Source organism: Catenuloplanes indicus (genome assembly GCF_030813715.1).
Taxonomy (GTDB): domain Bacteria; phylum Actinomycetota; class Actinomycetes; order Mycobacteriales; family Micromonosporaceae; genus Catenuloplanes; species Catenuloplanes indicus.
The window spans coordinates 4,758,946-4,780,524 of sequence record NZ_JAUSUZ010000001.1 but is presented as its reverse complement, the minus strand read 5'-3'; the positions used below and the strand labels follow the sequence as shown (position 1 = coordinate 4,780,524).

14 protein-coding genes, 2 tRNA genes and 1 rRNA gene are annotated in these 21,579 nt (G+C 70.2%); 12 read left to right on the top strand and 5 right to left on the bottom strand.

Annotated elements, in window-relative coordinates; translation table 11 throughout:
- Positions 1-58: 58 nt before the first annotated feature.
- From J2S42_RS21440 to J2S42_RS21410, 7 genes are all read left to right on the top strand, one after another.
- A complete protein-coding gene (locus J2S42_RS21440; protein ID WP_307241787.1) occupies positions 59-829 on the top strand; it encodes a CPBP family intramembrane glutamic endopeptidase in 771 nt (256 codons plus the stop codon).
- Positions 830-903: 74 nt separating this feature from the next.
- Complete coding sequence (locus tag J2S42_RS21435; RefSeq protein ID WP_307241786.1) at positions 904-1,563, top strand: response regulator transcription factor; 660 nt, start codon at positions 904-906, stop codon at positions 1,561-1,563.
- Complete coding sequence (locus J2S42_RS21430; protein WP_307241784.1) at positions 1,560-2,651, top strand: sensor histidine kinase; 1,092 nt, start codon at positions 1,560-1,562, stop codon at positions 2,649-2,651. The genes J2S42_RS21435 and J2S42_RS21430 overlap by 4 nt, the downstream gene beginning before the upstream one ends.
- Before the next feature lie 48 nt (positions 2,652-2,699).
- Entirely contained in the window at positions 2,700-3,560 is an 861-nt protein-coding gene (locus tag J2S42_RS21425) for a hypothetical protein (RefSeq protein ID WP_307241782.1), read from the top strand.
- 2 nt (positions 3,561-3,562) lie between these two features.
- Positions 3,563-4,834, top strand: coding sequence for an efflux RND transporter periplasmic adaptor subunit (locus J2S42_RS21420; RefSeq protein ID WP_307241780.1), 1,272 nt, complete (start codon positions 3,563-3,565; stop codon positions 4,832-4,834).
- Positions 4,831-5,517 carry an ABC transporter ATP-binding protein gene (locus J2S42_RS21415; RefSeq protein ID WP_307241778.1) on the top strand — a complete coding sequence of 229 codons (687 nt, stop codon included), beginning with the start codon at positions 4,831-4,833 and terminating at the stop codon, positions 5,515-5,517. Before J2S42_RS21420 ends, J2S42_RS21415 begins: the two co-directional genes overlap by 4 nt.
- Entirely contained in the window at positions 5,514-6,728 is a 1,215-nt protein-coding gene (locus J2S42_RS21410) for an ABC transporter permease (protein WP_307241776.1), read from the top strand. The genes J2S42_RS21415 and J2S42_RS21410 overlap by 4 nt, the downstream gene beginning before the upstream one ends.
- 43 nt (positions 6,729-6,771) lie before the next feature.
- Here J2S42_RS21410 and J2S42_RS21405 read toward each other — a convergent pair.
- A tRNA-Arg gene (locus J2S42_RS21405) sits at positions 6,772-6,847 on the bottom strand.
- Between the two features lie 53 nt (positions 6,848-6,900).
- Positions 6,901-6,990: transfer RNA gene (locus J2S42_RS21400), tRNA-Ser, on the bottom strand.
- A gap of 145 nt (positions 6,991-7,135) precedes the next feature.
- Here J2S42_RS21400 and J2S42_RS21395 point away from each other — a divergent pair.
- Positions 7,136-9,136: an EcsC family protein gene (locus tag J2S42_RS21395; protein ID WP_307241774.1), complete on the top strand. Its 2,001-nt coding sequence runs from the start codon at positions 7,136-7,138 to the stop codon at positions 9,134-9,136.
- 284 nt (positions 9,137-9,420) lie between these two features.
- Here the strand turns inward: J2S42_RS21395 and J2S42_RS21390 are convergent, their stop codons facing one another.
- Both J2S42_RS21390 and J2S42_RS21385 read right to left on the bottom strand, forming a co-directional pair.
- A complete protein-coding gene (locus J2S42_RS21390; RefSeq protein ID WP_307241772.1) occupies positions 9,421-10,536 on the bottom strand; it encodes an aminotransferase-like domain-containing protein in 1,116 nt (371 codons plus the stop codon).
- Between the two features lie 15 nt (positions 10,537-10,551).
- Positions 10,552-12,420, bottom strand: coding sequence for a M48 family metallopeptidase (locus J2S42_RS21385; protein WP_307241770.1), 1,869 nt, complete (start codon positions 12,418-12,420; stop codon positions 10,552-10,554).
- A gap of 110 nt (positions 12,421-12,530) precedes the next feature.
- Between J2S42_RS21385 and htpG the strand changes: the two genes are divergently transcribed.
- The gene (gene htpG, locus J2S42_RS21380; RefSeq protein ID WP_307241769.1) at positions 12,531-14,426 is read left to right on the top strand and encodes a molecular chaperone HtpG; all 1,896 of its coding nucleotides are present in this window, start codon (positions 12,531-12,533) and stop codon (positions 14,424-14,426) included.
- Here the strand turns inward: htpG and J2S42_RS21375 are convergent.
- A complete protein-coding gene (locus J2S42_RS21375; RefSeq protein WP_307241767.1) occupies positions 14,423-15,064 on the bottom strand; it encodes a DUF3152 domain-containing protein in 642 nt (213 codons plus the stop codon). The two genes, htpG and J2S42_RS21375, sit on opposite strands and share 4 nt — an antisense overlap.
- A gap of 363 nt (positions 15,065-15,427) precedes the next feature.
- Between J2S42_RS21375 and J2S42_RS21370 the strand changes: the two genes are divergently transcribed.
- The 3 genes from J2S42_RS21370 to J2S42_RS21360 all read left to right on the top strand — a co-directional run bounded on the left by J2S42_RS21370 (position 15,428) and on the right by J2S42_RS21360 (position 21,478).
- Entirely contained in the window at positions 15,428-16,786 is a 1,359-nt protein-coding gene (locus J2S42_RS21370; RefSeq protein ID WP_307241766.1) for a DprA-like winged helix domain-containing protein, read from the top strand.
- On the top strand, positions 16,783-19,500 hold the full coding sequence (locus J2S42_RS21365; RefSeq protein WP_307241764.1) for a DUF7824 domain-containing protein: 2,718 nt from the start codon (positions 16,783-16,785) through the stop codon (positions 19,498-19,500). The genes J2S42_RS21370 and J2S42_RS21365 overlap by 4 nt, the downstream gene beginning before the upstream one ends.
- A gap of 460 nt (positions 19,501-19,960) precedes the next feature.
- Positions 19,961-21,478: ribosomal RNA gene (locus J2S42_RS21360) — 16S ribosomal RNA — on the top strand.
- Positions 21,479-21,579 lie beyond the last annotated feature (101 nt).

Sequence of the window (21,579 nt, the reverse complement as noted above, 5' to 3'; positions counted from 1 at the left end):
CCCGGCGCCCCGCGCGGACGCGCTGTGCGACCGGACCCGGATGGGGCACAGTATTCAGGTGACCGCGCTCCTGGACGCCCCCGACGGCCTCGCACACCGCGACCGTACCCTCCGGTTCGAGCTGCTGATCGTCTTCGGCCTGTCGCTCGGCCAGTCCGCGGTCTTCTCGCTGGTCAACATCGTCGGCCGGCTCACCGCGTCCACGCCGCTGTCCGCACAGACGTCCACGCTCAACCCGGCCGCGTCCGACCGCCCCTACCTCGACCTGACACTCCAGCTGCTGCGGATCTTCTTCGCGCTGATGCCGGTCGCGCTCGCGCTGCACCTGCTGGCCCGTGACCGCGCCGCCGGCATGGGCCTGGACTTCCGCCGCCCGTTCTTCGACCTCGGTTCCGGCAGCGCCCTGGCCGCCGGCATCGGGCTGCCCGGCCTCGGCCTCTACCTGGTCGCCCGCGAACTGGGCCTGAACACCACGGTGGTCGCGTCCGCGCTCAACGACGTCTGGTGGACCGTGCCCGTCCTCGTCCTGGCCGCCGCGAAGAACGCCGTCCTGGAGGAGGTGCTGGTCGTCGGCTACCTGATGCGCCGCCTCGAACACCTCCGCTGGCGCGTCCCCGCGATCATCCTCACCAGCTCGGTGCTCCGCGGCTCGTACCACCTATATCAGGGCTTCGGCGGTTTCATCGGCAACATCGTGATGGGCGTCGTCTTCTGCCTCTTCCACCTTCGCTTCAAGCGCGTCATGCCCCTGATCGTCGCCCACACGATCCTCGACATCGTCGCGTTCGTCGGCTACGCCCTGCTGGCCCCGCACGTGTCCTGGCTGTAGCGCAGCAGGCCGCCGGGCTTATCGTATTTTTATGTCGGTGCTGCCACAGTGTGCGGCCGGGGGGTGGTGCTGGCGTGCGGGTACTGATCGCCGACGACGAGCGGATCCTGGCGGACACGGTTGCCGACGGCCTGCGGGAGTTCGCGATGGCGGTCGATGTCGTCTACGACGGTGACGCGGCGCTGGAACGACTCACGGTGAACCGGTACGACGTAGCGGTCCTCGACCGGGACATGCCGGTCCTGACCGGTGAAGAGGTGTGCCGGCACGTCGTCGACGCCGGCATCGACACCCGGGTCCTGCTGCTGACCGCCGCGGCCGGGATCCGGGACCGGGTCGAAGGCCTGGGTATGGGCGCCGACGACTACCTGACGAAGCCGTTCGCGTTCGCCGAGTTGGTGGCCCGTGTGCAGGCGCTGGGCCGGCGGGCGAACCAGGCGCAGAAGCCGGTGCTGGAGCGGGACGGGATCGTGCTCGACGTCCCTCGGCACACCGTGTCCCGGGACGGGCTGCCGCTGCGGCTCTCGCCGAAGGAGTTCGCGGTGCTGCGGATCCTGTTGCGCGCGGACGGCGCCGTGGTCAGCGCCGAGGATCTGCTGGAACAGGCGTGGGACGAGCACGCGGACCCGTTCACCAACAGTGTGCGGGTCACCGTGATGACGTTGCGGAAGAAGCTCGGCGCCCCAGCGGTGATCCATACGGTGCCGCGGGTGGGATATCGGCTCGGCCGATGAGGCTGCCCTCTCCGTTCCAGCGGGCGGCCCTCATCTGCGTCGTGCTGGCGGTGGGCGCCTACCTGTCCCGGGAGGCCGCCGCCGGTTCGGGTCAGTGGCTTCAGGTCCTGTTCGTCCGAGCCTGTACGCGCGAGGACGGCTCCCTCTCGGCCGGCAGGTTCTGCAGCGCCGGCGCGGACGAGGACGTCACGTACCAGGTGATGCTGCTGCTGATCCTGGCCGTCCTGTTCGCGGTCGCCATGACGGGGATGCACTGGGCGGTCGGCCAGCCGATCCGCGAGCTGGCGGCGCAGATCCGCGGCCTGGGCCCGCAGAACTTCTCCTACCGGGTGCACAGCGGCTCGCGCCGTGGCGCGATGGCGGACCTGGCGGGCGCGGTCAACGACATGATCAGCAGGGTGGCGGTCGGTTACGAGTCGCAGCGCCGGTTCGCGGCGGACGCCTCGCACGAACTGCGCACCCCGCTCGCGGTGCAGCGAACACTGATCGAGGTCGGCCTGGCCCGCAATCCGAGCCCGGAGAAACTGCGGGTCATCTCCGAGCAGTTGCTCGAGACGAACGAGCGGAACGTACGGCTGATCGAGGCACTTCTGGTGCTCAGCGAAACCGACCGGGGCCTGGCGTCCCGAAGCGAACTCCGGCTGGACACGATCGTGGCCTCGGTCCTCGACGAGCACCGGCACAGCGCCGCCCAGGCGCAGGTCACCATCACCCCACGGCTCACGCCCAGGGTGGTGCTCGGCGAACGGGTGCTACTGGAACGTCTGGTGTCGAACCTGGTGCAGAACGCGATCAAGTACAACCGGCCGGGTGGGACGATCACCGTCGTGGTGGGCGGCGAACCGGCCCTGGCGGTCGAGAACACCGGCGACGACGTACCGGCCGAAGCGGTTGCCGGGCTGTTCGAGCCGTTCCGGCGGCTCCATGGGTCTCGTATCGACCACAGTGGCGGCGTCGGGCTGGGGCTGACCATCGTCCGGTCGATCGTGCAGGCGCACGACGGCAGCATCACCGGGACGTCCTCGGGCAGCGACGGGCTGCGTGTCGAGGTCTTCCTGCCGCGGACGGGGACGGTAAAGAAAGCGTAAGCAGCACGCTTACGGTGCCGGACCACGCGCCGGCCGATAGTTCTCCTCATGCGACGTACCTTGATCTCCATCGCCGTGACCGTCACCGGTCTGACCCTGCTGACCGGTTGCGGCGGCACCGGCACCGACACCGGCACCGGCACTCCCGCGGCCACCGAGCCGGCGGCGGCCGGCGGACTGTCCGACGAGGCGGCCAAACGGCAGGAAGCCGAGAAGATGATCGCCGACTGCATGAAGGAGAAGGGCTTCCAGTACGAGGTCGTGCCGCCGATCGAGACACGCTCCCGATCGGCCGACTTCACCGGCGCGGCGAGCCTGCTCAAGACGGACGAGGAACTGCGGCAGTACCGGCAGAAGTACGGCTTCGGCATCTACAGCGCGCAGCTCTACCCGGACGACCCGATGGTCAAGCTGCCCGACGTCAACCCGGACGCCAACCCGAACAACAAGATCCGGGAAGGGCTGGACCCGGCGCGGCAGCAGGCGTGGGATGCGGCCTTCAGCTCCGACCCCAAGGCCGGCCGTACCGAGCCGGGCTGCTCCGACCTCGCCTACGAGAAGTATCTCGGCTCCGCGGACCCCGACGTCCAGGCCGAGGAGGCCCGCGCCTACGAGCAGTACCGCACCGACCCGGACGTGGTGAAAGCCGCGCACGAGTACGGCGACTGCCTGCGCGGCAAGGGCTACAAGGTCGCATCGACCGAACCTGGACTGATCGACAACGGCGTCTACGACTTGATCAACGCGCCGATGATGAACGGTGAGCCGGTCAGCGCCGCCGAGGCGAAGACCCGTCTGGCCGAGGAGATCACGGCATCGCTGGCCGACCTGGACTGCCGCGGCGACTACGCGACCATCGCCCGCACCGAGTACGCCTCGATCGTCACCCGCGGCGGCGGGGTGGGCTGACCGTGCGCCTCCGTCTCCCCAGCCGGCGGCCGGTGCGGATGGTGGCTCTGACCACCGCCGTAGCCCTGGCCGCCGGCGCGGCCGGGTGGCTGGTCGCCACGCAGGTGAAGTCGCCGGCCGACGCCGCGGCCGACCGCGAGCCACCGCCCGCCTCACTGATCACCGTGCCGGTCGAGAAGCGCATCCTCACCTCCACGGTCACCACGCAGGGCTCGATCACCTACGGCAAGGAACAGCCGATCACCCTGACCGGCACCGTGGCCGCGGGCGACGGTGAAGCCGGCCCGCAGCTGGTCACCAAGACCGCCACGGCCGGCCGTACGCTGCGCGAGGGAGACGTTCTCCTGGAGGTCAACGGCCGGCCGGTCTTCGTCCTGAAAGGGACGGTGCCGATGTACCGCACGCTGGTGCGGGGCGCCGAGGGAGACGACGTACGGCAGCTGCGCGCCGCGCTGGGCCGTCTGCTCCCGGCCCGCTGGGTCGCAGCCACCGGCCCGCTCGACGAGAGCGCACTCAGCGCCGTCGACGCGTTCTACACCGCGCGCGGGTACGCGGCCACGGCCCCCAGCACCGAGCAGCGCTCGCAACTGCGGCTGCTCGAACGGGCCGTCGCCGACGCGAAGGAGGCCGGCGGTCAGACACTCGCCGACGCCCAGGCCGACCTCGCCGAGTTCCGGCGCACGTACGGCATCAGCGTGCCCAGCGGCGAGATCATGTTCCTGCCGCAGCTGCCGATCCAGCTGACCACGGTCACCGCGAAGGCCGGCACCGCACCGGCCGGCCCGGTCGGCACCGTCGCCGACCCGGGCCTGGTGGTGAACGCGACAGTGGCCGTCGAGGACGCCGAACTGCTCAAGCCGGGCATGACCGCGACCCTGCACGACTCCGCCGGCGGCACGCTCACCGCCAAGGTCACCGGCCTGGGTGCGGAGTACGCGACCACGGCGGCTGAGGAGGGCGAGGACCCGGCCGCACTCGGCACCCCGCTCCAGCTGAAACCGGACGACGCCAAGGCGGCCGCCGCGCTCGCCGGTCAGTCGGTGCAGGTGCGGATCACCGTCGGCGACACCGGCGGCGAGGTGCTCACCGTGCCCGTAGCGGCGATCTTCACCGCCTCGGACGGGCAGTCCCGGGTGACCGTCCAGACCGGCACCGGCCAGACCCGAGACGTGCCGGTGGAACCGGGGCTGACCGCGGACGGCAACGTCGAGGTGCGGGTACGCGACGGGGCCGCGCTGGCCGCAGGCGACCGTGTGGTGGTCAGCGGCTCATGACGTACGTCCTCGAATTGGCCGGCGTCAGCCGGGTCTTCCCCACCCACCCGCCGGTGACCGCGCTCGCCGGCATCGACCTGCGAGTCACTCGCGGCGACTACGTCGGCATCGTCGGCCCTTCCGGTTCCGGCAAGTCGACCCTCCTCAACGTGCTCGGGCTGCTCGACGTACCCGATGCCGGCAGCTACACGCTGGAGGGCACCGAGACCACCACCATGAGCGACCGGCGCCGCACCGAGGTGCGCGGCTCCCGCATCGGGTTCGTCTTCCAGTCCTTCCACCTGCTGATGTACCGGACCGTGCTGGAGAACGTCATGCTCGGCGGCCTCTACACGGGCGTACCGGCCGCCGCCCGGCACCGACAGGCGATCATCGCGCTCGACCGGGTCGGCATGGGACACCGGCAGGACTTCCTGCCCAGCCGGCTCTCCGGCGGAGAACGCCAGCGCGTCGCCATCGCCCGCGCTCTGCTCGGCGACCCCGCGCTGCTGCTCTGCGACGAGCCCACCGGCAACCTCGACAGCGCCAACACCGCCGCGGTGCTCGACCTCTTCGACGAACTCCGGGCCGGTGGCGCGACCCTGCTGGTCATCACGCACGACCTGGCGGTGGCGGCCCGCGCGGACCGGCAGGTCCACATCGGCGACGGACGGCTCTCGCTCCTCGAAAGGAACCGCCGATGAGCCGGCTCACCTGGCGAGACCTGATCAGCGAGGCCATCAGCGGCATCGGCTCCCGCCCGGCCCGCACCGCGCTCACCATCGCCGGCATAGTCATGGGCATCGGCACGCTGGTCACCACACTCGGTGTCTCCGCCACCGCGGGCAACCAGATCGCCGGCCGGTTCGACGCGGCCACCGCGACCGAGGTCACCGTGCACGTACCGCGGCCGAGCGACCCGGACACACCACCGGCCGTGCGCTGGACCGCGACCGACGACGTGGCACGGCTCAACGGCGTCACCGCGGTCGCCGCCTACTCCCGCAGCCAGGAGGGGAAGGATCTGCCGGTACGCGCCAACGCGGTCAAGGACCCCACCCGCATCCTCGACCGGCTGCTGCCCGTCGTCGGTTCCACGCCCACGCTGCTCGACGCCGCCCGGACCACGATGGGCGCGGGCCGGTTCTTCGACACCGGTCACGTGGAACGCCGCGACCGGGTCGCCGTCCTCGGCGCCGAGGCCGCCGCTCAGCTCGGCCTCACCCGCATCGACAACCAGCCCGCCGTCCTGGTGGACGGCAAGCCCTACACCGTCATCGGTGTACTCGGCACGGTCGGCCGCGCGGACCAGCAGGTGCTGGCCAACGCCGTGATCCTGCCGTGGACCGCCGCCGACGACGGCCTCCACCTGGGGCCGGTGACCACGGTGGCGATCACCACGGTCCTCGGCGGCGCAACCCTGATCGCCGAACAGGCGCCGCGCGCGCTCGCCCCCAACGATCCGGCCGGCCTCCAGGTCGACGCGCCACCCGACCCGGCCACGCTCCGCACCGGTGTCGCTCAGGACGTCAGCGGCCTGCTCCTGATCCTCGGCCTGGTCTCACTGATCGTCGGCGCACTCGGCATCGCCAACGTCACCCTAGTGACGGTCATGGAACGGACCGCCGAGATCGGTCTGCGCCGGGCCCTCGGCGCCCGCCGTCACCACATCGCCGCCCAGTTCCTGCTCGAATCAGTGGTGATCGGCCTGCTCGGCGGCATCATCGGCGCCAGCACCGGCATCCTCGCCGTCGTCACCATCAGCGTCGCCCGCCAGTGGACCCCCGTCGTCGACGCCACCCTCACCGCCGGTTCCCCCCTGGTCGGCGCCGTGGTCGGCCTGCTGGCCGGCCTCTACCCGTCGATCCGCGCCGCCCGCATGCAACCGGTCGACGCACTACGCGGGCCGGGCTGAGAATGTAAAAGGCCTCCCACCGGCGGTGGGAGGCCTTTTACATTGGTGCGCCCGAAGGGACTCGAACCCCTAACCTTCTGATCCGTAGTCAGATGCTCTATCCATTGAGCTACGGGCGCTTGCCTTGCTACTTCCTTGCTTGCTCAGTCAGCATACACACCTGACTTTCGCGCGGAGACTCCGGGATTCGAACCCGGGAGGGGCGTTAAACCCCAACCGCATTAGCAGTGCGGCGCCATAGACCAGACTAGGCGAAGTCTCCTCGGCAGCCCGTAGGCCACCGCGGAACGAGGATACCGTGCCCGTCCCGGCGGGGGCAAAGCAACCTCCCCGGCCGCGCCGGAACGGGTTTTCCTGGCACGGTCGCCGGGCTGCAAAACCGTGGTCAACAGCTAGGCTACCTGGGCATGGAGGACCATGCGGAGGGCACGCGGCACGGTGACGAACCGGGCCGGGCGGGCAAGCGGTCAAGCGATCGGTCACGGCCGTCCCAGGCGCCGTTCCGAGCCGCCGAACCGGAGCGGACCGAACCGAAGCCGGAACGGAACGCGGGCCGTAAAACACCGCCACCCGCGGTGACATTCCGGCCCCCGGTCGCACCACCGGTGGTTCCGCCGCAGGTCAGAGCGGGTGAAGAAGCCAAAAACCAAGACCCTTCGCCGGTACGGGACGAAGCACCACCGACGCCGGAATCGCCGGATGTGACGGTGGACACGCCGTCGGCGCGAAAAGCATCGCCCAGAAAAGCGGCCACGCCTCGAAAGGCCGCTTCGCCGGTGCCCCGAAAGGCACCGGCGCCCCGCCGTGCCGCATCGCCAGCGAAGTCTTCACCAGCCGAAACGCCGAACTTCGTCCAGACGCCTGAATCGGCTGAGATCGCTGAAGCAGCCGATCCGAAAGGCGCCGCGCCGCCGAAGCCCGAGGTGACGGCGGCGCCGGCCGTCCCCACGACGCCGGCCGGTCCGGCGGCATCCGAGGTGACCGCGGCACCGGCCGATCCCACCCCGGCCAAGCGCGCAAAGGTGACCAAGGCCACGAAAAAGGCCGCGGTCTCGCGGCGAATTCCCGCCAAGCGTGCCGAACCCCTTCTCCTGCCCACCGACACACCGGCCCCCGCTTCGACCTCGATCCCGGCAGAGCCCCGCACTTCCCCGGAGACGGAGACCCCACCCGCGGCTCCGGACGCGATTCCGGCGGAGAGCCAGGCACCCCCAGAAGCCGAGCCACGCGCCGCCGGCACCCAGCCGGAGAAGCCGGCGCAGGCGCTGGCCACCGAGCCGGAGACCGAGGCCGCAACTTCGCCCGTGGACGACACTTCCGCCGCGCCCGAATCCCCGACGTCCGGACCGGCCGATGTTCCGGCGCCGGTCGGGACTCCGGCGGCTGCGTCACGGGACGCCGCCGCCAAGGCTGCGGCGCCGGTCGAAGCTTCGGCCGATGGCCCCCGAAACGCCGTGGCCGAGGTTCCACCGGCTGATACTTCGGCCGCTGAACCTGCGGCCGTGTCGACCCCGGCGGTGGATGAGACCCCGGCCGCCGGACCGGCGGACTCCACGGCCGAGGTTTCGGCGCCGGTCGAAACTCCGGTGGCAGCGTCACAGGCTGTCGTGGCCGAGGAGCCGGCGCCGGTCGAGACGCTGGCGGCTGCGTCACAGGACGTTGCCGCCGAGGTCCCGGCTCCCGCGCAGGTGGCGGAACCGCCGGCCGAAGCCGTCACCGCTCCTCAGCCGGCGGAGAGCCGCGCTACGGACCGGCCCCCTGCTGCCACGCTCGCCTCACCCACCGTCCGGGCCGGGCTCATCGAGCGTCCGGGACACGCCGGTGAACTCCTGGCGCTGTCCGCTGTGGAAACGCTCGGCCCGCGAGCCGGCGAGTGGGCACGCCAGATGCGCGATCTCTACCCGGCAGCCGACGCCGACGGTCTCGCCCGGCTGGCGACGATGCGCTCGGCCCGCACCTCCGCCGTCACCGGAATGCTGGCCGCCACCACCGGCGGTTACGCGCCGGTGGTCGAGTACGCCTCCGTCGCCTGGGTGCAGGCCTCCGTGGTGCTGCGGGTGGCCGCCGCCTACGGCGCCGACCCGGCCGCCCCGGAGCGCGCCGTCGACCTGCTGGTCCTGCTGCGGCTGCACGCCAGCCCGGAAAGCGCCCGCGCCGCCTTGGACAACGCGATCGGCGAACACGGCGGTGGCGCGCTGCGCGCCCACCCCTTGGAAGGCATCTGGCGCCTCGCCACCCCGCTCGCCGCCCGCGTCGGCGGCTGGCTCGCCCTCCGCACCGCCGCCCGCCTCCTCCCCGGCGCCGCGATCCTGGTCGCCGCCCTCACCGACGCCGCCGCCACCGACCTCCTGACCGCCCGCGCCATCGCCCACTACCGCCACCGCTCCCGCGCCACCGAAACCATCTGACTACGGATCAGAAAGCCGTGTACGAACGAACCGCCTCCCACCGTCCGGTGCGAGGCGGTTCGCCATACCTCGATCACATGGATGCCGGCACCTGTACACCCTCGGAACTCACTGGCGCACAGATCCGGCTCGGCCCGGCAGCTTCGCCGATGAGGAAACGCTGGCCGCTACGATCGCCCACGAGCACACGCACGTCCTGGTCGTGGCACGGGCGGACTCGGCATACGCCGTACCGGGGTGGGTGTGGACGGTTGAGAGCGCGTAACGCGGTGGACCGAGGTCGCCTACTTCGGCGATAGGCTCGCGGCGGCCGTCGCCAGGCGGCGGGCGGCCTCGGTCAGATCTGCCTCGCCGTAGTGGGAGAACGCCAGCCGGATCGGGCGGCCGGGTGCCGGGTGGAGGAAGAACGTGTTGCCGGGCAGGAAGCCGACCCCGTGCCGTGCCGCCGGCTCCACCAACTGATCCGCACTCAATAGCCGCACCCACAAGAACCAGCCCCCCGCCGGTACGTCGAACGCCGCCTGCGGCACATACCGGCGCAGCGCGTCGACGAGTGCGTCACGCTGCCCGGCATACCGCCGCCTGATCCGTTCGAGATGGGCGTCGAACGCCCCGGAGCCGGCGAACTCCGCCATGGCCAGCGCCGCCGTGTGGTTCACCCCGCCGCCACTGTCGACGTAACCCCGGCGGACCAGCGCCGCGACCCGGTCCGCCGACGCCGTGATCCAGCCGAGCCGTAGCCCGGGAGCGACCGTCTTGGCGAACGACCCGATCCGGATCACCGTGTCGGCCGAGTCCGCCGAGAAGAGCGGAGCCGGTGCCGGCACGCCGTCGTACGACAGCTCCCGGTACGTGTCGTCCTCCACGATCGTGACGCCACCCCGCCGCGCCACCTCGATCAACTCCGCCCGCCGCGCCGCCGGCAGCGACCGCCCGGTCGGGTTCCCGTACGTCGGCACCAGGTAGAGCAGCGTCACCGGCCGCCCCGCCGCACGCCGCCGCTCGATCAGCTCCAGCATCGCCGCCGGATCGATCCCGTCCGCGTCGGCCGGTGCCGCCACCAGGTCGAGCCCGTGGTCCGCGAGCGTGGCCAGCGCGAGGTGATAGGTAGGCGTGTCCACCAGCACGCCGCCACCCCGGCCGAATACGCTCGCGACCAGCTCCAGCGCGTGCGACGCTCCCGCGGTCACGAAAACCTCGCCGCCCGCCCGTGACTTGATCCACTCGATCAGCGGACCCGGGCCGGCCGCGTACCCGTAGGTGAGCGCCGCCGCTCCATACCGGCGCAGCGCCGCGGCGGTCGCCTCCGCCCACTCACCCACCGGTAGGGCATCCGGATGCGGATGCCCCCAGCCGAGATCGAGCGTTCCGGGCGCGGTGTGGAACTGCACGAGGGCCATGTTTCACATGAAACATCACCTAGCCGACGCCGCCGTGAGGAGCTCGCGGAGCCGGCTGTAGGCGTTGTTCTGCTCCTCGGCCTGCATGGACCCGTTGATCTGCACCGTCTCGCCGCTGCGCAGCACGATCTCGTACCGCGGCGGGATTTTTCGCACCTTGCCGCCGGACGCGATCTCCTCGATCGGGATGTAGCGCGTGCCTGGTGTGCCCACCACGGCCTCCGCGTCGCCCTGCTGCACCCAGTCCATGATCCGCCCGCGCTTCTTGTAGGCCATCGCGAACCGGCCCAGTGACGGGACCAGTGCCACGCCGGTGTCCAGCACCACCACGTCGGTGTACGCCCCCGCCACCTTCATGTTGATCACGCCGCCCAGCACGGACGCGCGGCGCAACGGTACGGTCGCCGCGACCTGCTTCGCCGCGGACACGTCGATGCCGAGGTCCGAGAGCTTCGCGCGCGCCGAGGCGAGCGTGGCCGGGTCGACCGCGAGCCGCGCCACCGGTGCCAGGTCCAGCTCGGAGCCGTCCGCGGCCAGCAGCCGGGGTGCGCCGGTCCACGAGTGGTCCCAGCTGGCGACGCCGGAGCGCACCGCGGCCAGCGAGAACAGTGCGTCGAGCGGGTCGGCGAAGCGCTTCGTGGCCTCCTCGGGGGAGGCGGACGGGAAGACCACCGCGGCCATCGCGGGCAGCCGGCCGGCCTCGATCTGGTCGAGGACCGCGCCGACGTCGGTGACCGGCACGCCGAGCGCCCGGGTCAGCGCGCGCAGCAGGCCGTCCATGTTGTCCTGCAGCCGGGCGCTGGCGCCGGTGCCGATGAACTGCTGCCAGGGCAGCACGGTCAGGTTGCGTCCGCCGAGGATGTGCTGCTGCAGCGCGAGCCCGGCCTGCCCGAGCTCGGGGATGAGCACCTCGGCCGGCCGGTCGTCCGGCGTGACTGGGGATTCCGGCGCCGCGTTGATCGCCGCGACCCGGACGCCGATCGGCGGGTGGCTGTCCCAGCGGGACTGCCGCTCCTCGGCCGAGGAAGCGGACGAACGCAGCGCCGCGATCTCCTCGGCCCGCGCGGTGAGTAGTTCCCGGAATCCGGCGAACAGGTCGTCCGGCGCGGCGCCCGCGTCGAGCCCGGGTCCGACGTACCGGCCGAGGTAGAAGTCGAATGCCGCGTCCAGCACGCGCACCTCCTCCAGCGCGCTCGCGGCCGCGGCCCGGCCGGCGACCCGGACGGACGCGAGGTCGGCCTCGAGTTCCTGCCGGCGGCTGACCGCGTTGTCGACCAGCAGGAACAACCGGCCGTACCCGCGGTAGACGTAGCCGACCAGGTTGCCGGCGCCGAGGTGTTCGATCGTGCGGCCCATCGCCATCCGCCCCCGGTACGACACGGCCGCGAGCCGGGTGTGCGAGCCGGAGAAGTGGCCGAGTTCGTGCGCGAGCACCGAGCGCAGCTGCGCGACCGTGAACGTCTGCAGCAGCGGCATGCCGATCAGCATGGTGCGACGCCCGCCGATCAGGCCCATCAGCCGGCTCTTCTCGGAGACGGCCGCGTTGACCTCCGGCACCAGGAAGATCTCGTCGGGTGCGCGGGTGCCGACCGCCTGGGCGAGCTCGTCGACGATCGCCCACAGGTGTGGCACCTGGTCCCGGCGCAGCGGGATGCCGTTCGGGTCGCCGCTCTGCGCGCGGACCGCCTTCCAGGTGCCGTAGCCGACCGCCCAGACCGTGGCGCCGAAGACGAACAGGGCGATCTTGGTAGCGCCGGCGCCGCTGTTGCTGTGGCTGCCGACCCAGATCGCCAGCGCGGTGCCGGCCACGAAGAGCAGCAGCGCCACCAGGTAGAAGCCGGCCAGCATGATGATGGAGATCAGCGCGCGGAACGCTGTCGTCATTGGAGTCCTCCCCGTGTCGGCACGGGAAGCTACCGGTCCCCGGGTCAGCGCACAATCGGCTTTATTCTTCAATTCCAGAGTTCTTCCGACCCGAGGAGTCACGGAGTCACATGAGCACCGAGACGCTGGAGTTTCAGGCCGAGGCGCGCCAGCTGCTGCAGCTGATGGTCCACTCGATCTACTCGAACAAGGACATCTTCCTGCGGGAGCTCATCTCGAACGCGTCCGACGCCCTCGACAAGCTGCGCCTGGAGTCGCTGGTCGACAAGGACCTCGACGCGGACACGTCCGACCTGCACATCGCGATCGAAGCGGACCGGGAGGCGCGCACGCTGACCGTACGCGACAACGGCATCGGCATGTCCCGCGAGGACGTGGTCCGGCTGATCGGCACGATCGCGAAGTCCGGCACCGCGGAGGTCCTGGCCAAGCTGCGCGAGGCGAAGGAGAACGCGGAACTGATCGGTCAGTTCGGCGTGGGCTTCTACTCGACCTTCATGGTCGCCGACCGGGTCGTGCTGACGACCCGCAAGGCAGGAGAGGCCGAGGGTACGAGGTGGGAGTCCGCCGGTGAGGGCACCTACACGATCGAGGCGGTCGCGGACGCGCCGCAGGGCACGAGCGTGACGCTGCACCTCAAGCCGGAGGACAGCGAGGACCACCTCTACGACTACACCACCGAGTGGAAGATCCGCGAGATCGTCAAGCGGTACTCGGACTTCATCTCCTGGCCGATCCGGATGACCACGGAGAAGACCGGCGAGGACGAGACGGTCGAGTACGAGACGCAGACGCTCAACTCGATGAAGGCGCTCTGGGCCCGCCCCCGCAAGGAGGTGGAGCAGTCCGAGTACAACGACTTCTACCGGCACATCAGCCACGACTGGTCGGACCCGCTTGAGACGATCCACATGAAGGCGGAGGGCACGTTCGAGTACGAGGCGCTGCTCTTCATCCCGTCGCGAGCGCCGTTCGATCTGTTCATGCGCGAGGGCAAGCGCGGCCCGCAGCTGTACGTGAAGCGCGTCTTCATCATGGAGGACGCGGAGGCGCTGCTCCCCGACTACCTGCGGTTCGTCAAGGGCGTGGTGGACGCGCACGACCTGTCGCTGAACATCTCCCGCGAGATCCTCCAGCAGGACCGGCAGATCCAGGCCGTCCGCCGGCGTCTGGTCAAGAAGATCCTCTCGACGGTACGGGACCTCCAGCAGAACGATAACGAGAAGTACCAGACGTTCTGGCGCGAGTTCGGCCGCGCGGTCAAGGAAGGCCTGATCAACGACACGGACAACCAGGGCGCGATCCTGGAGATCCTGTCCGCCGCCTCCACGCATGCCGAGGAGGGCGTGACCACGCTGGCCGACTACGTCAGCCGGATGAAGGACGGCCAGCAGCACATCTACTACATGACCGGTGAGTCCCGCTCGATGATCGAGAACTCGCCGCACATGGAGGCGTTCCGCGCCAAGGGCTTCGAGGTGCTGATCCTGACCGACCCGGTGGACGAGGTCTGGGTGGAGCGGGTCACCGAGTTCGACGGCAAGCCGCTGCAGTCGATCGCGAAGGGCCAGGTCGACCTGGAGTCGGAGGAGGAGAAGGAGGCCGCGAAGCCGGAGCAGGAGCAGCGGAAGAAGGACTTCGCGGAGCTGCTGACCTGGATGACCGGCGCGCTGTCGGAGAACGTCAAGGAGGTCCGGCTCTCCTCCCGGCTCACCACGTCGGCCGCGTGCATCGTCGGCGACGAGAACGACGTGACGCCCACGCTGGAGAAGATGTACCGCGCGATGGGCCAGGACGTGCCGCACGTCAAGCGGATCCTGGAGCTGAACCCGACGCACCCGCTGGTGACCGGTCTGCGTACCGCTATTGAGTCGGGCTCAAAGGACGCGCAGAAGGACACCGCCGAGCTGATCTACGGCATGGCGCTGCTGGCCGAGGGCGGCGAACTGTCCGACCCGTCCCGGTTCACCCGACTGCTCGCCGACCGGCTCGCCGCGACGCTCTAGGAGGGAAGGTACGGCCCGGTGACGAACTCGCCGTCCTTCGTGAACGGGTAGAGGTTCGGTTTGCAGCCGCCGAGATCGATCGACTGCTGCATCATGATGGGCGCGAGTTCGCCCGGGCCGGAACACCCCTGGTGGTCGAACCCCAGGTAGTGCCCCATCTCGTGGTTGATCACCGCGGCGGGGTACTCGTCCACCGACGCCACGCCGGAACCCTGCAGCCAGCGTCGCAGGTTGATCATGATGATGTTTCCGGACTTGCAGGAGTACTTGCCCTCGGTGTCCAGCCCCACCTGCCGGCACACCCGGTCCACCGTGTCCGGCGAGGCCAGCCGGATCCGCACCTTGTACTGAGGCCCGCTCACTCGCTGGAACCGCCACGACTCGTTGTGTATGCCGTGCTCCGGCTCGGTGACCGGATACCTGTCCGAGGCCGGCCAGCTCTGCGGATGCTCGAACACGGTCTCGATCGCGTCCGCGAAGTCGTCCGTCATCACCTTCGGCAGGTCACCCCAGTCGACGCCGGACTCCACCTCCACCCGGTACGTGATCAACGTCCGCCCCTTGCCGATCACGTAGTTCGAGCCCCGGGCCGTCTCGTAGGCGCCGTCCCCCTGCTCCGGTACCTGCTCATCAGCCACCGGAACCGGACTGGGCGACGGACTCGGGCCCGCGCTCGGGCTCGGCTCCGTCTCGGACACCGCGGTCACCTCGACGTCCCCGGCCCGCCACTCCGGCTCCGTGCCGGTCGCGGTCCCGCACGCCGACAACGCCACGACCAGCGCACTCGTCCCTATGATCCGACCCGCACGCACGCGCACCGACCGACCTCCCCGCCGAGTGCCCACCCCGGGAAGCAGACACCATCCACGCCGACGATTCCGGGACAGGCTGCTCAAGGCCAGCTCAAAACCTGTCCAGCGGTACGTCGCTCCGAGCGGTAGACGGCCCGGCGGGAGCCCAGGTGGTCAGAAAGTGTCGTACCCCACTACTAGCGTGTCGGCATGGTCAGCGCGGCGGCATACGCATACCTCGATCACTCGGCGTTCGTGCCGGACAGTGGGCTCCTGCTCCAGACGTCCGGCGGCCCGTCCGCCCACCCGCGGTTCTTCGACGGCTTCCTCACCGAGCCCGGCGCCGCCGCGGCCGGGTTGCTCGCCGTCGCCGAGGTCGCCCGCACCCGATACTTCCGGCCGGTCAGCCCGGCGAGCCTCGACCCGGTGGTGACCGCCGGCTCCGACCGGCTGCGCTTCGAGTCGTTCTCCGGCTGCTGTGGTGTCTACGCGCGCCTCGACGTGCTGCCGACCGGTGTCGACGGCACCATCACCGACCACGGCACGACGAATGTGGATGTCAACGTGCCGCTCCAGCGCGCGCTCTCCCGCGTCGGCCGCACCGACCCGATGCACCTCTCGGTCGGGCCGGATGATCTGACCGTCACCACGTTCGACGGGCCGCTGGTCGAGCGAAAGGTGCCGCTGCCGTCCCGCTGGCTGCGCGGTTTCGCCGAGGCCCAGGTGATCACGTCGAGGTTCGACCCGCGCGCCGAGGTCGGCGTGGCCGAGGCCCGCGCGCTGCTGCACCGCCTGCCGGTCGCCGAGCGCGGCGTGCTCTGGGCGATCCCGTCCGGCCGGTCGCTGCGCCTGACCTCCCGCCCGGTGCCCGGTGCGGTCTGTCTGCCCGGCGCCGGCCGTCTGGTCGCGCTCCGACCGTTCCTGCGCTTCGCCACCACACTGCGGGTGTACGGTCCGGCCGTCGCCGCGGGCAGTGGGCCGGTCGCCAGCACCTGGGAGCTCAGCTCGCCCGCCATGCGCCTGTCGCTCACGCTCTCCCCGGAGCCGTACCGTGGCTTCTCCGGCGAGGGCGCGGTGCTGGAGTCGCTGGCCGCGGACGACGCGGCCGACGACGCCGACCTGATCGGCGCGCTGCTTGCCTGGGATCCGACGATCGACGTGGACGCGCTCGCGGTCTCGTCCGGGCTGCCCGCCGCGCGGGTCCGTGACGCGCTCACCCAGCTCGGCACGGCCGGCCGGGTCGGCTTCGACGTGGCCGAGGCCGGCTACTTCCACCGCACCCTGCCCTACGACGCGTCCGCCGCCGCGAAGCTGAACCCGCGACTCGTCGGCGCCCGCGCGCTGGTCACGGCCGGTGCCGTGACGATCGAGGGAGATTCCGCCACGGTACGAAGCGGTGCTGAGACCTACCGCGTGCGCATGCTCGCCGACGACACGTTCACCTGTACCTGCCCGTGGTGGGCCAAGCACCGCGGCGACCGGGGCCCGTGCAAGCACGCACTCGCGGCCCGCATGGTCCGCACCGGCGAGACCGCCGACCAGGACGAGCCGGCCGAGGTGCTGTCATGACCACCGAGCTGCCCACCAGCACCGACACGCTCCTTCAGTGGCTCGACCGCCGTCAGCGCAACAAGGACTACCGCGGCGTCGCCAGCCTGCTCAGCAAGATTTCCGAGGAGGACCGGCTCGCGCTCGCGCCACTGGTCGAGGCACAGATCAAGTCGATCAAGGGGGAGGACTGGTGGCGCGGCTCGCTGACGCCCGACCAGGCCGGCCTCGGGCTGATCGTGCTCGGCACCGCACCGACCGCCGCCCGCGCCGCCGCGCTGCTCACCCGTCGTGACATACGCGAAGGCTGGGGCCGCATCCCCCGGCGGCCCTTGCTCGAGGTCGTGCGCGCCCGCCAGGTCCCGTGGCTCGGCGACCTGGCCACCCGCATCGCCGGCAAGCTCACCGCGCGCGACGTCGCCTGGTCCGGCGAGTGGGATTTCGCCGCCACGCTGCTGGCCGAGTCCGGCACCACACCGCCGGTCACCGAGGCCGTCACCCGCGGCTGGCTGGCCCGGATCACCCGGTTCGAGCACAACGAGAAGCCGGTGCCGGTCATCGACCGGCTGCGCGACGACCCCTACCTCGACCTGCTGCTGCCGTCCATCTTCGAGATCGACGGCCTCGGCGCGGAGCTGGTCGCCGGCCAGTGGAACCCGGACACCCGGGAGTGGGACACCAAGCCGCACGTCATGCTCGCGCTCGCCCGGCTCGCCGCCGAGGGCCGTCTCGACCGCGCGATGCTGCTCGACGGCACGCTCGACCGGCTCGTGCGCGGCGACCGGCCGAACGCGTTGCGGGCGTTCACCGCGCTGCACGACACGCTCGCCCCCACCCCGGCCGAGCAGGCCGACCGCGTGCTCGACTACGCCCAGCTGCTGCCGGTCGCGCCGGCACCGGTCGCCACGCTCGGCCAGCGTGCGCTCCGCGCGGTCGACGAGATCGGCCGACTGGAGCTGGAGACGCTGCTCGACGCGTCCGCCGCCGTGCTGCTCCGCAAGGAGAAGACGCTGGTCAAGACGCAGCTCTCCGCGCTGGAGAAGATCGCCCGCCGGGAGCCCGACCGGCTCGGCGACATCATGGCCACGGTCGCGGTCGCGTTCGGCCACACCGCGCTCGACATCCAGGAGCGCGCGCTGACCATCGTCGGCAAACACGTCGGCAAGCTCGGCCCCGGCGACGTGGCCCGGCTCGCGGACGAGGCGGCCCCGCTCGGCGGCGACCTGCCGGCCCGTGCGGCCGCGCTGTTCGGCACCACGATCGACGAGCCGGAGCCGGTCGACCCGGCCGTCGCGTTGGCACCGGCCCCGCCTGCCGCCGAGATGCCGCCGCCGATCGCGAGCGCCGACGAGCTGGCCGAGGAGATCAGCAGTCTGGTGCACACGGAGACCGCGGTCCGCTGGGAGCGGGTGCTCGCCGGCGTCGTCGCGCTGCACGCGGCCAGCCGCCGCGACGAACTCGTCACGGCGCTTCGCCCGGTGCTCGCCCGGCACGCCGACGCGTTGGTGCGGAACACGTGGGTCCGGCGGCCGGCCTACATCTCCCTCGGCGAGGTGCTCCGCGGCATCACGGAACCGCAGGACCGGAAGGCCGGCATCTGGCAGCGGATGGCCGCGTCCGTCCGGGACGCCTGGCAGGACGGGACTCTCCCCGGAACCGACGGGGCCGACCAGGGCCCGCCCGGGGTGCTGGCGCTCCGGGTCGCGGAGATCGCCGGGCGGATTCACCGGGCGCCGGTCCCGATGCTGGTCGCCACGCCGACCCACGTGAACGGCTCGCTCGACGCCGCGGTGTTGCTCGACCGGCTGATCCGCGCCGAGGTCGAGGGGTGGCAGCCGTGGCGGCTCGACCTGGAGCAGGCGCTGGTCCGGGTGCCCCGCGAGGTCGACCCGGCCGTTGCCGGCCGGGCGGCCGCGCTGACCAGCGAGTCCGGCAGGCGGTTCGCGGACTGGCTGCGCGGCGGCGGCCTGCCGGACCCGGTCAGCACCGTGATCGAGCAGCGTGCCCGGGAGAAGAGGAACTACTACAGCTGGGGAGACGTGGACCGGCGGGTGGTCGTCGCGCTGGAGCCGGCCCACGCGCGCCCGACCGGGCTGATCCTGGAGAGCCGCCTGCTGCGCCTGACTCGGGCAGCACACCCGTCGTACGCCGACGTCGAGGCCGGTGACGTGTGGGCGGCCGTGCTCCCGCACCACCGGGACACGATCGCGGCCTGGGCGCTGCCCGCGATCGCCGGCCTCGCCGACGCCGAGCAGAAGGGGGCCGGTGCGCTGCTGCCGCAGCTCGCGGAGGGGGACGGCCCGGTCGGACCCGCGCTCACCTACGCCGTGGCGTACGCGCTGGGCGCCCGCCACGAACCGGACCGGATCGCCGCGGTCGACGCGTTCCTGCTGCTGCTCGCGCGCGGGACCACGTTCGCCGGTGGGGTGGGCGCGGCGCTGGCCGACCTCGCCACGGACGGAATGGTGAAGCTGAGCCGCGTGGTCGGGCCGTTGGGCGACATCCACCGGTCCGGCGGTTCCGGTGGAGCGTGGCAATTACTCACGGTGGCACTTCCGGTACTGCTGCCGCTCACACCGCGTGCGCTGCCGGATCTGCTGGAGCTGTCCGCGCAGGTGGCGCCGGCCGCGGGTGCCCGCGGGTCGTTTGCCGAGCTGGACGCGGTTGCCGCGCGGGGCGGCTCGTCCCGCCTGGTGCGGGAGGCGAAGCGTTTGCAACACGTGTTGAATCGGTAACTCAAAGTGGCACGTTTGAACGGTAGGGGGGCCGATTTGGCGCCGAAGCGGACTCCCTGTAATGTTCTCTTCAGCGGGGCACCGGGCCAGCGAAGCGGAAACGCAGACGGGCCGGTCCGCTGAATCCCAAGATCTACCGTTGAGGTAACCTTCTGCGGTCTGAAACTGGGAAGCCAGGACGTTCGAGTTACAGCCCGAAAAACACCGGGTTGACACGGCGAGAACGACCCGGTAGGTTAGACCAAGTGCCCGGCGGAGACAAAGGGTACGGAACGGACGAAATACCCCACGGCGGGGTCCGGTTGACCCGGGTCGCGGTGTGGTGTGTGGTTGTTCTTTGAGAACTCAACAGGGTGCTTGAAAAGCCAGTGCCAATTGATTTATACCCCGGCCGGAGCTTTGGTTTCGGTTGGATTCCTTTGGCAGTTTGATGACTGTCGGGACAGATTTTCTCTAGATTTCGTTGGAGAGTTTGATCCTGGCTCAGGACGAACGCTGGCGGCGTGCTTAACACATGCAAGTCGAGCGGAAAGGCCCTTCGGGGTACTCGAGCGGCGAACGGGTGAGTAACACGTGAGTAACCTGCCCCAGACTTTGGGATAACCCTCGGAAACGGGGGCTAATACCGGATACTCCTTCAGATTCGCATGGATCAGTCGGGAAAGTTTTTCGGTCTGGGATGGACTCGCGGCCTATCAGCTTGTTGGTGGGGTAATGGCCTACCAAGGCGACGACGGGTAGCCGGCCTGAGAGGGCGACCGGCCACACTGGGACTGAGACACGGCCCAGACTCCTACGGGAGGCAGCAGTGGGGAATATTGCACAATGGGCGGAAGCCTGATGCAGCGACGCCGCGTGAGGGATGACGGCCTTCGGGTTGTAAACCTCTTTCAGCAGGGACGAAGCGCAAGTGACGGTACCTGCAGAAGAAGCGCCGGCCAACTACGTGCCAGCAGCCGCGGTAAGACGTAGGGCGCGAGCGTTGTCCGGATTTATTGGGCGTAAAGAGCTCGTAGGCGGCTTGTCGCGTCGAATGTGAAATCCCGTGGCTCAACTGCGGGTCTGCATTCGATACGGGCAGGCTAGAGTTCGGTAGGGGAGACTGGAATTCCTGGTGTAGCGGTGAAATGCGCAGATATCAGGAGGAACACCGGTGGCGAAGGCGGGTCTCTGGGCCGATACTGACGCTGAGGAGCGAAAGCGTGGGGAGCGAACAGGATTAGATACCCTGGTAGTCCACGCTGTAAACGTTGGGCGCTAGGTGTGGGGGGCCTCTCCGGTCCTCTGTGCCGCAGCTAACGCATTAAGCGCCCCGCCTGGGGAGTACGGCCGCAAGGCTAAAACTCAAAGGAATTGACGGGGGCCCGCACAAGCGGCGGAGCATGCGGATTAATTCGATGCGACGCGAAGAACCTTACCTGGGTTTGACATCACCGCAAATCCTCCAGAGATGGGGGGTCCTTCGGGGGCGGTGACAGGTGGTGCATGGCTGTCGTCAGCTCGTGTCGTGAGATGTTGGGTTAAGTCCCGCAACGAGCGCAACCCTCGTTCCATGTTGCCAGCACGTTATGGTGGGGACTCATGGGAGACTGCCGGGGTCAACTCGGAGGAAGGTGGGGATGACGTCAAGTCATCATGCCCCTTATGTCCAGGGCTTCACGCATGCTACAATGGCCGGTACAATGGGCTGCGATACCGTGAGGTGGAGCGAATCCCAAAAAGCCGGTCTCAGTTCGGATCGGGGTCTGCAACTCGACCCCGTGAAGTCGGAGTCGCTAGTAATCGCAGATCAGCAACGCTGCGGTGAATACGTTCCCGGGCCTTGTACACACCGCCCGTCACGTCACGAAAGTCGGCAACACCCGAAGCCGGTGGCCCAACCCCTTGTGGGAGGGAGCCGTCGAAGGTGGGGCTGGCGATTGGGACGAAGTCGTAACAAGGTAGCCGTACCGGAAGGTGCGGCTGGATCACCTCCTTTCTAAGGAGCAACTTCACCTGAAAAGGTGCAAGAAGCCCGCGGTCCGCGAATGCCGGATCGGGGTGCTCATAGGCGGAGACACTGGCCGAGATGAGAGCCGG

Bases quoted from the DNA above. Each gene is read 5' to 3' on its own strand.
- J2S42_RS21390 (WP_307241772.1), bottom strand. From the start codon at position 10,536: ATGGCCCTCGTGCAGTTCCACACCGCGCCCGGAACGCTCGATCTCGGC.
- J2S42_RS21415 (WP_307241778.1), top strand. From the start codon at position 4,831: ATGACGTACGTCCTCGAATTGGCCGGCGTCAGCCGGGTCTTCCCCACC.
- J2S42_RS21395 (WP_307241774.1), top strand. From the start codon at position 7,136: ATGGAGGACCATGCGGAGGGCACGCGGCACGGTGACGAACCGGGCCGG.
- J2S42_RS21430 (WP_307241784.1), top strand. From the start codon at position 1,560: ATGAGGCTGCCCTCTCCGTTCCAGCGGGCGGCCCTCATCTGCGTCGTG.
- J2S42_RS21370 (WP_307241766.1), top strand. From the start codon at position 15,428: ATGGTCAGCGCGGCGGCATACGCATACCTCGATCACTCGGCGTTCGTG.
- J2S42_RS21385 (WP_307241770.1), bottom strand. From the start codon at position 12,420: ATGACGACAGCGTTCCGCGCGCTGATCTCCATCATCATGCTGGCCGGC.
- J2S42_RS21365 (WP_307241764.1), top strand. From the start codon at position 16,783: ATGACCACCGAGCTGCCCACCAGCACCGACACGCTCCTTCAGTGGCTC.
- J2S42_RS21425 (WP_307241782.1), top strand. From the start codon at position 2,700: ATGCGACGTACCTTGATCTCCATCGCCGTGACCGTCACCGGTCTGACC.
- htpG (WP_307241769.1), top strand. From the start codon at position 12,531: ATGAGCACCGAGACGCTGGAGTTTCAGGCCGAGGCGCGCCAGCTGCTG.
- J2S42_RS21410 (WP_307241776.1), top strand. From the start codon at position 5,514: ATGAGCCGGCTCACCTGGCGAGACCTGATCAGCGAGGCCATCAGCGGC.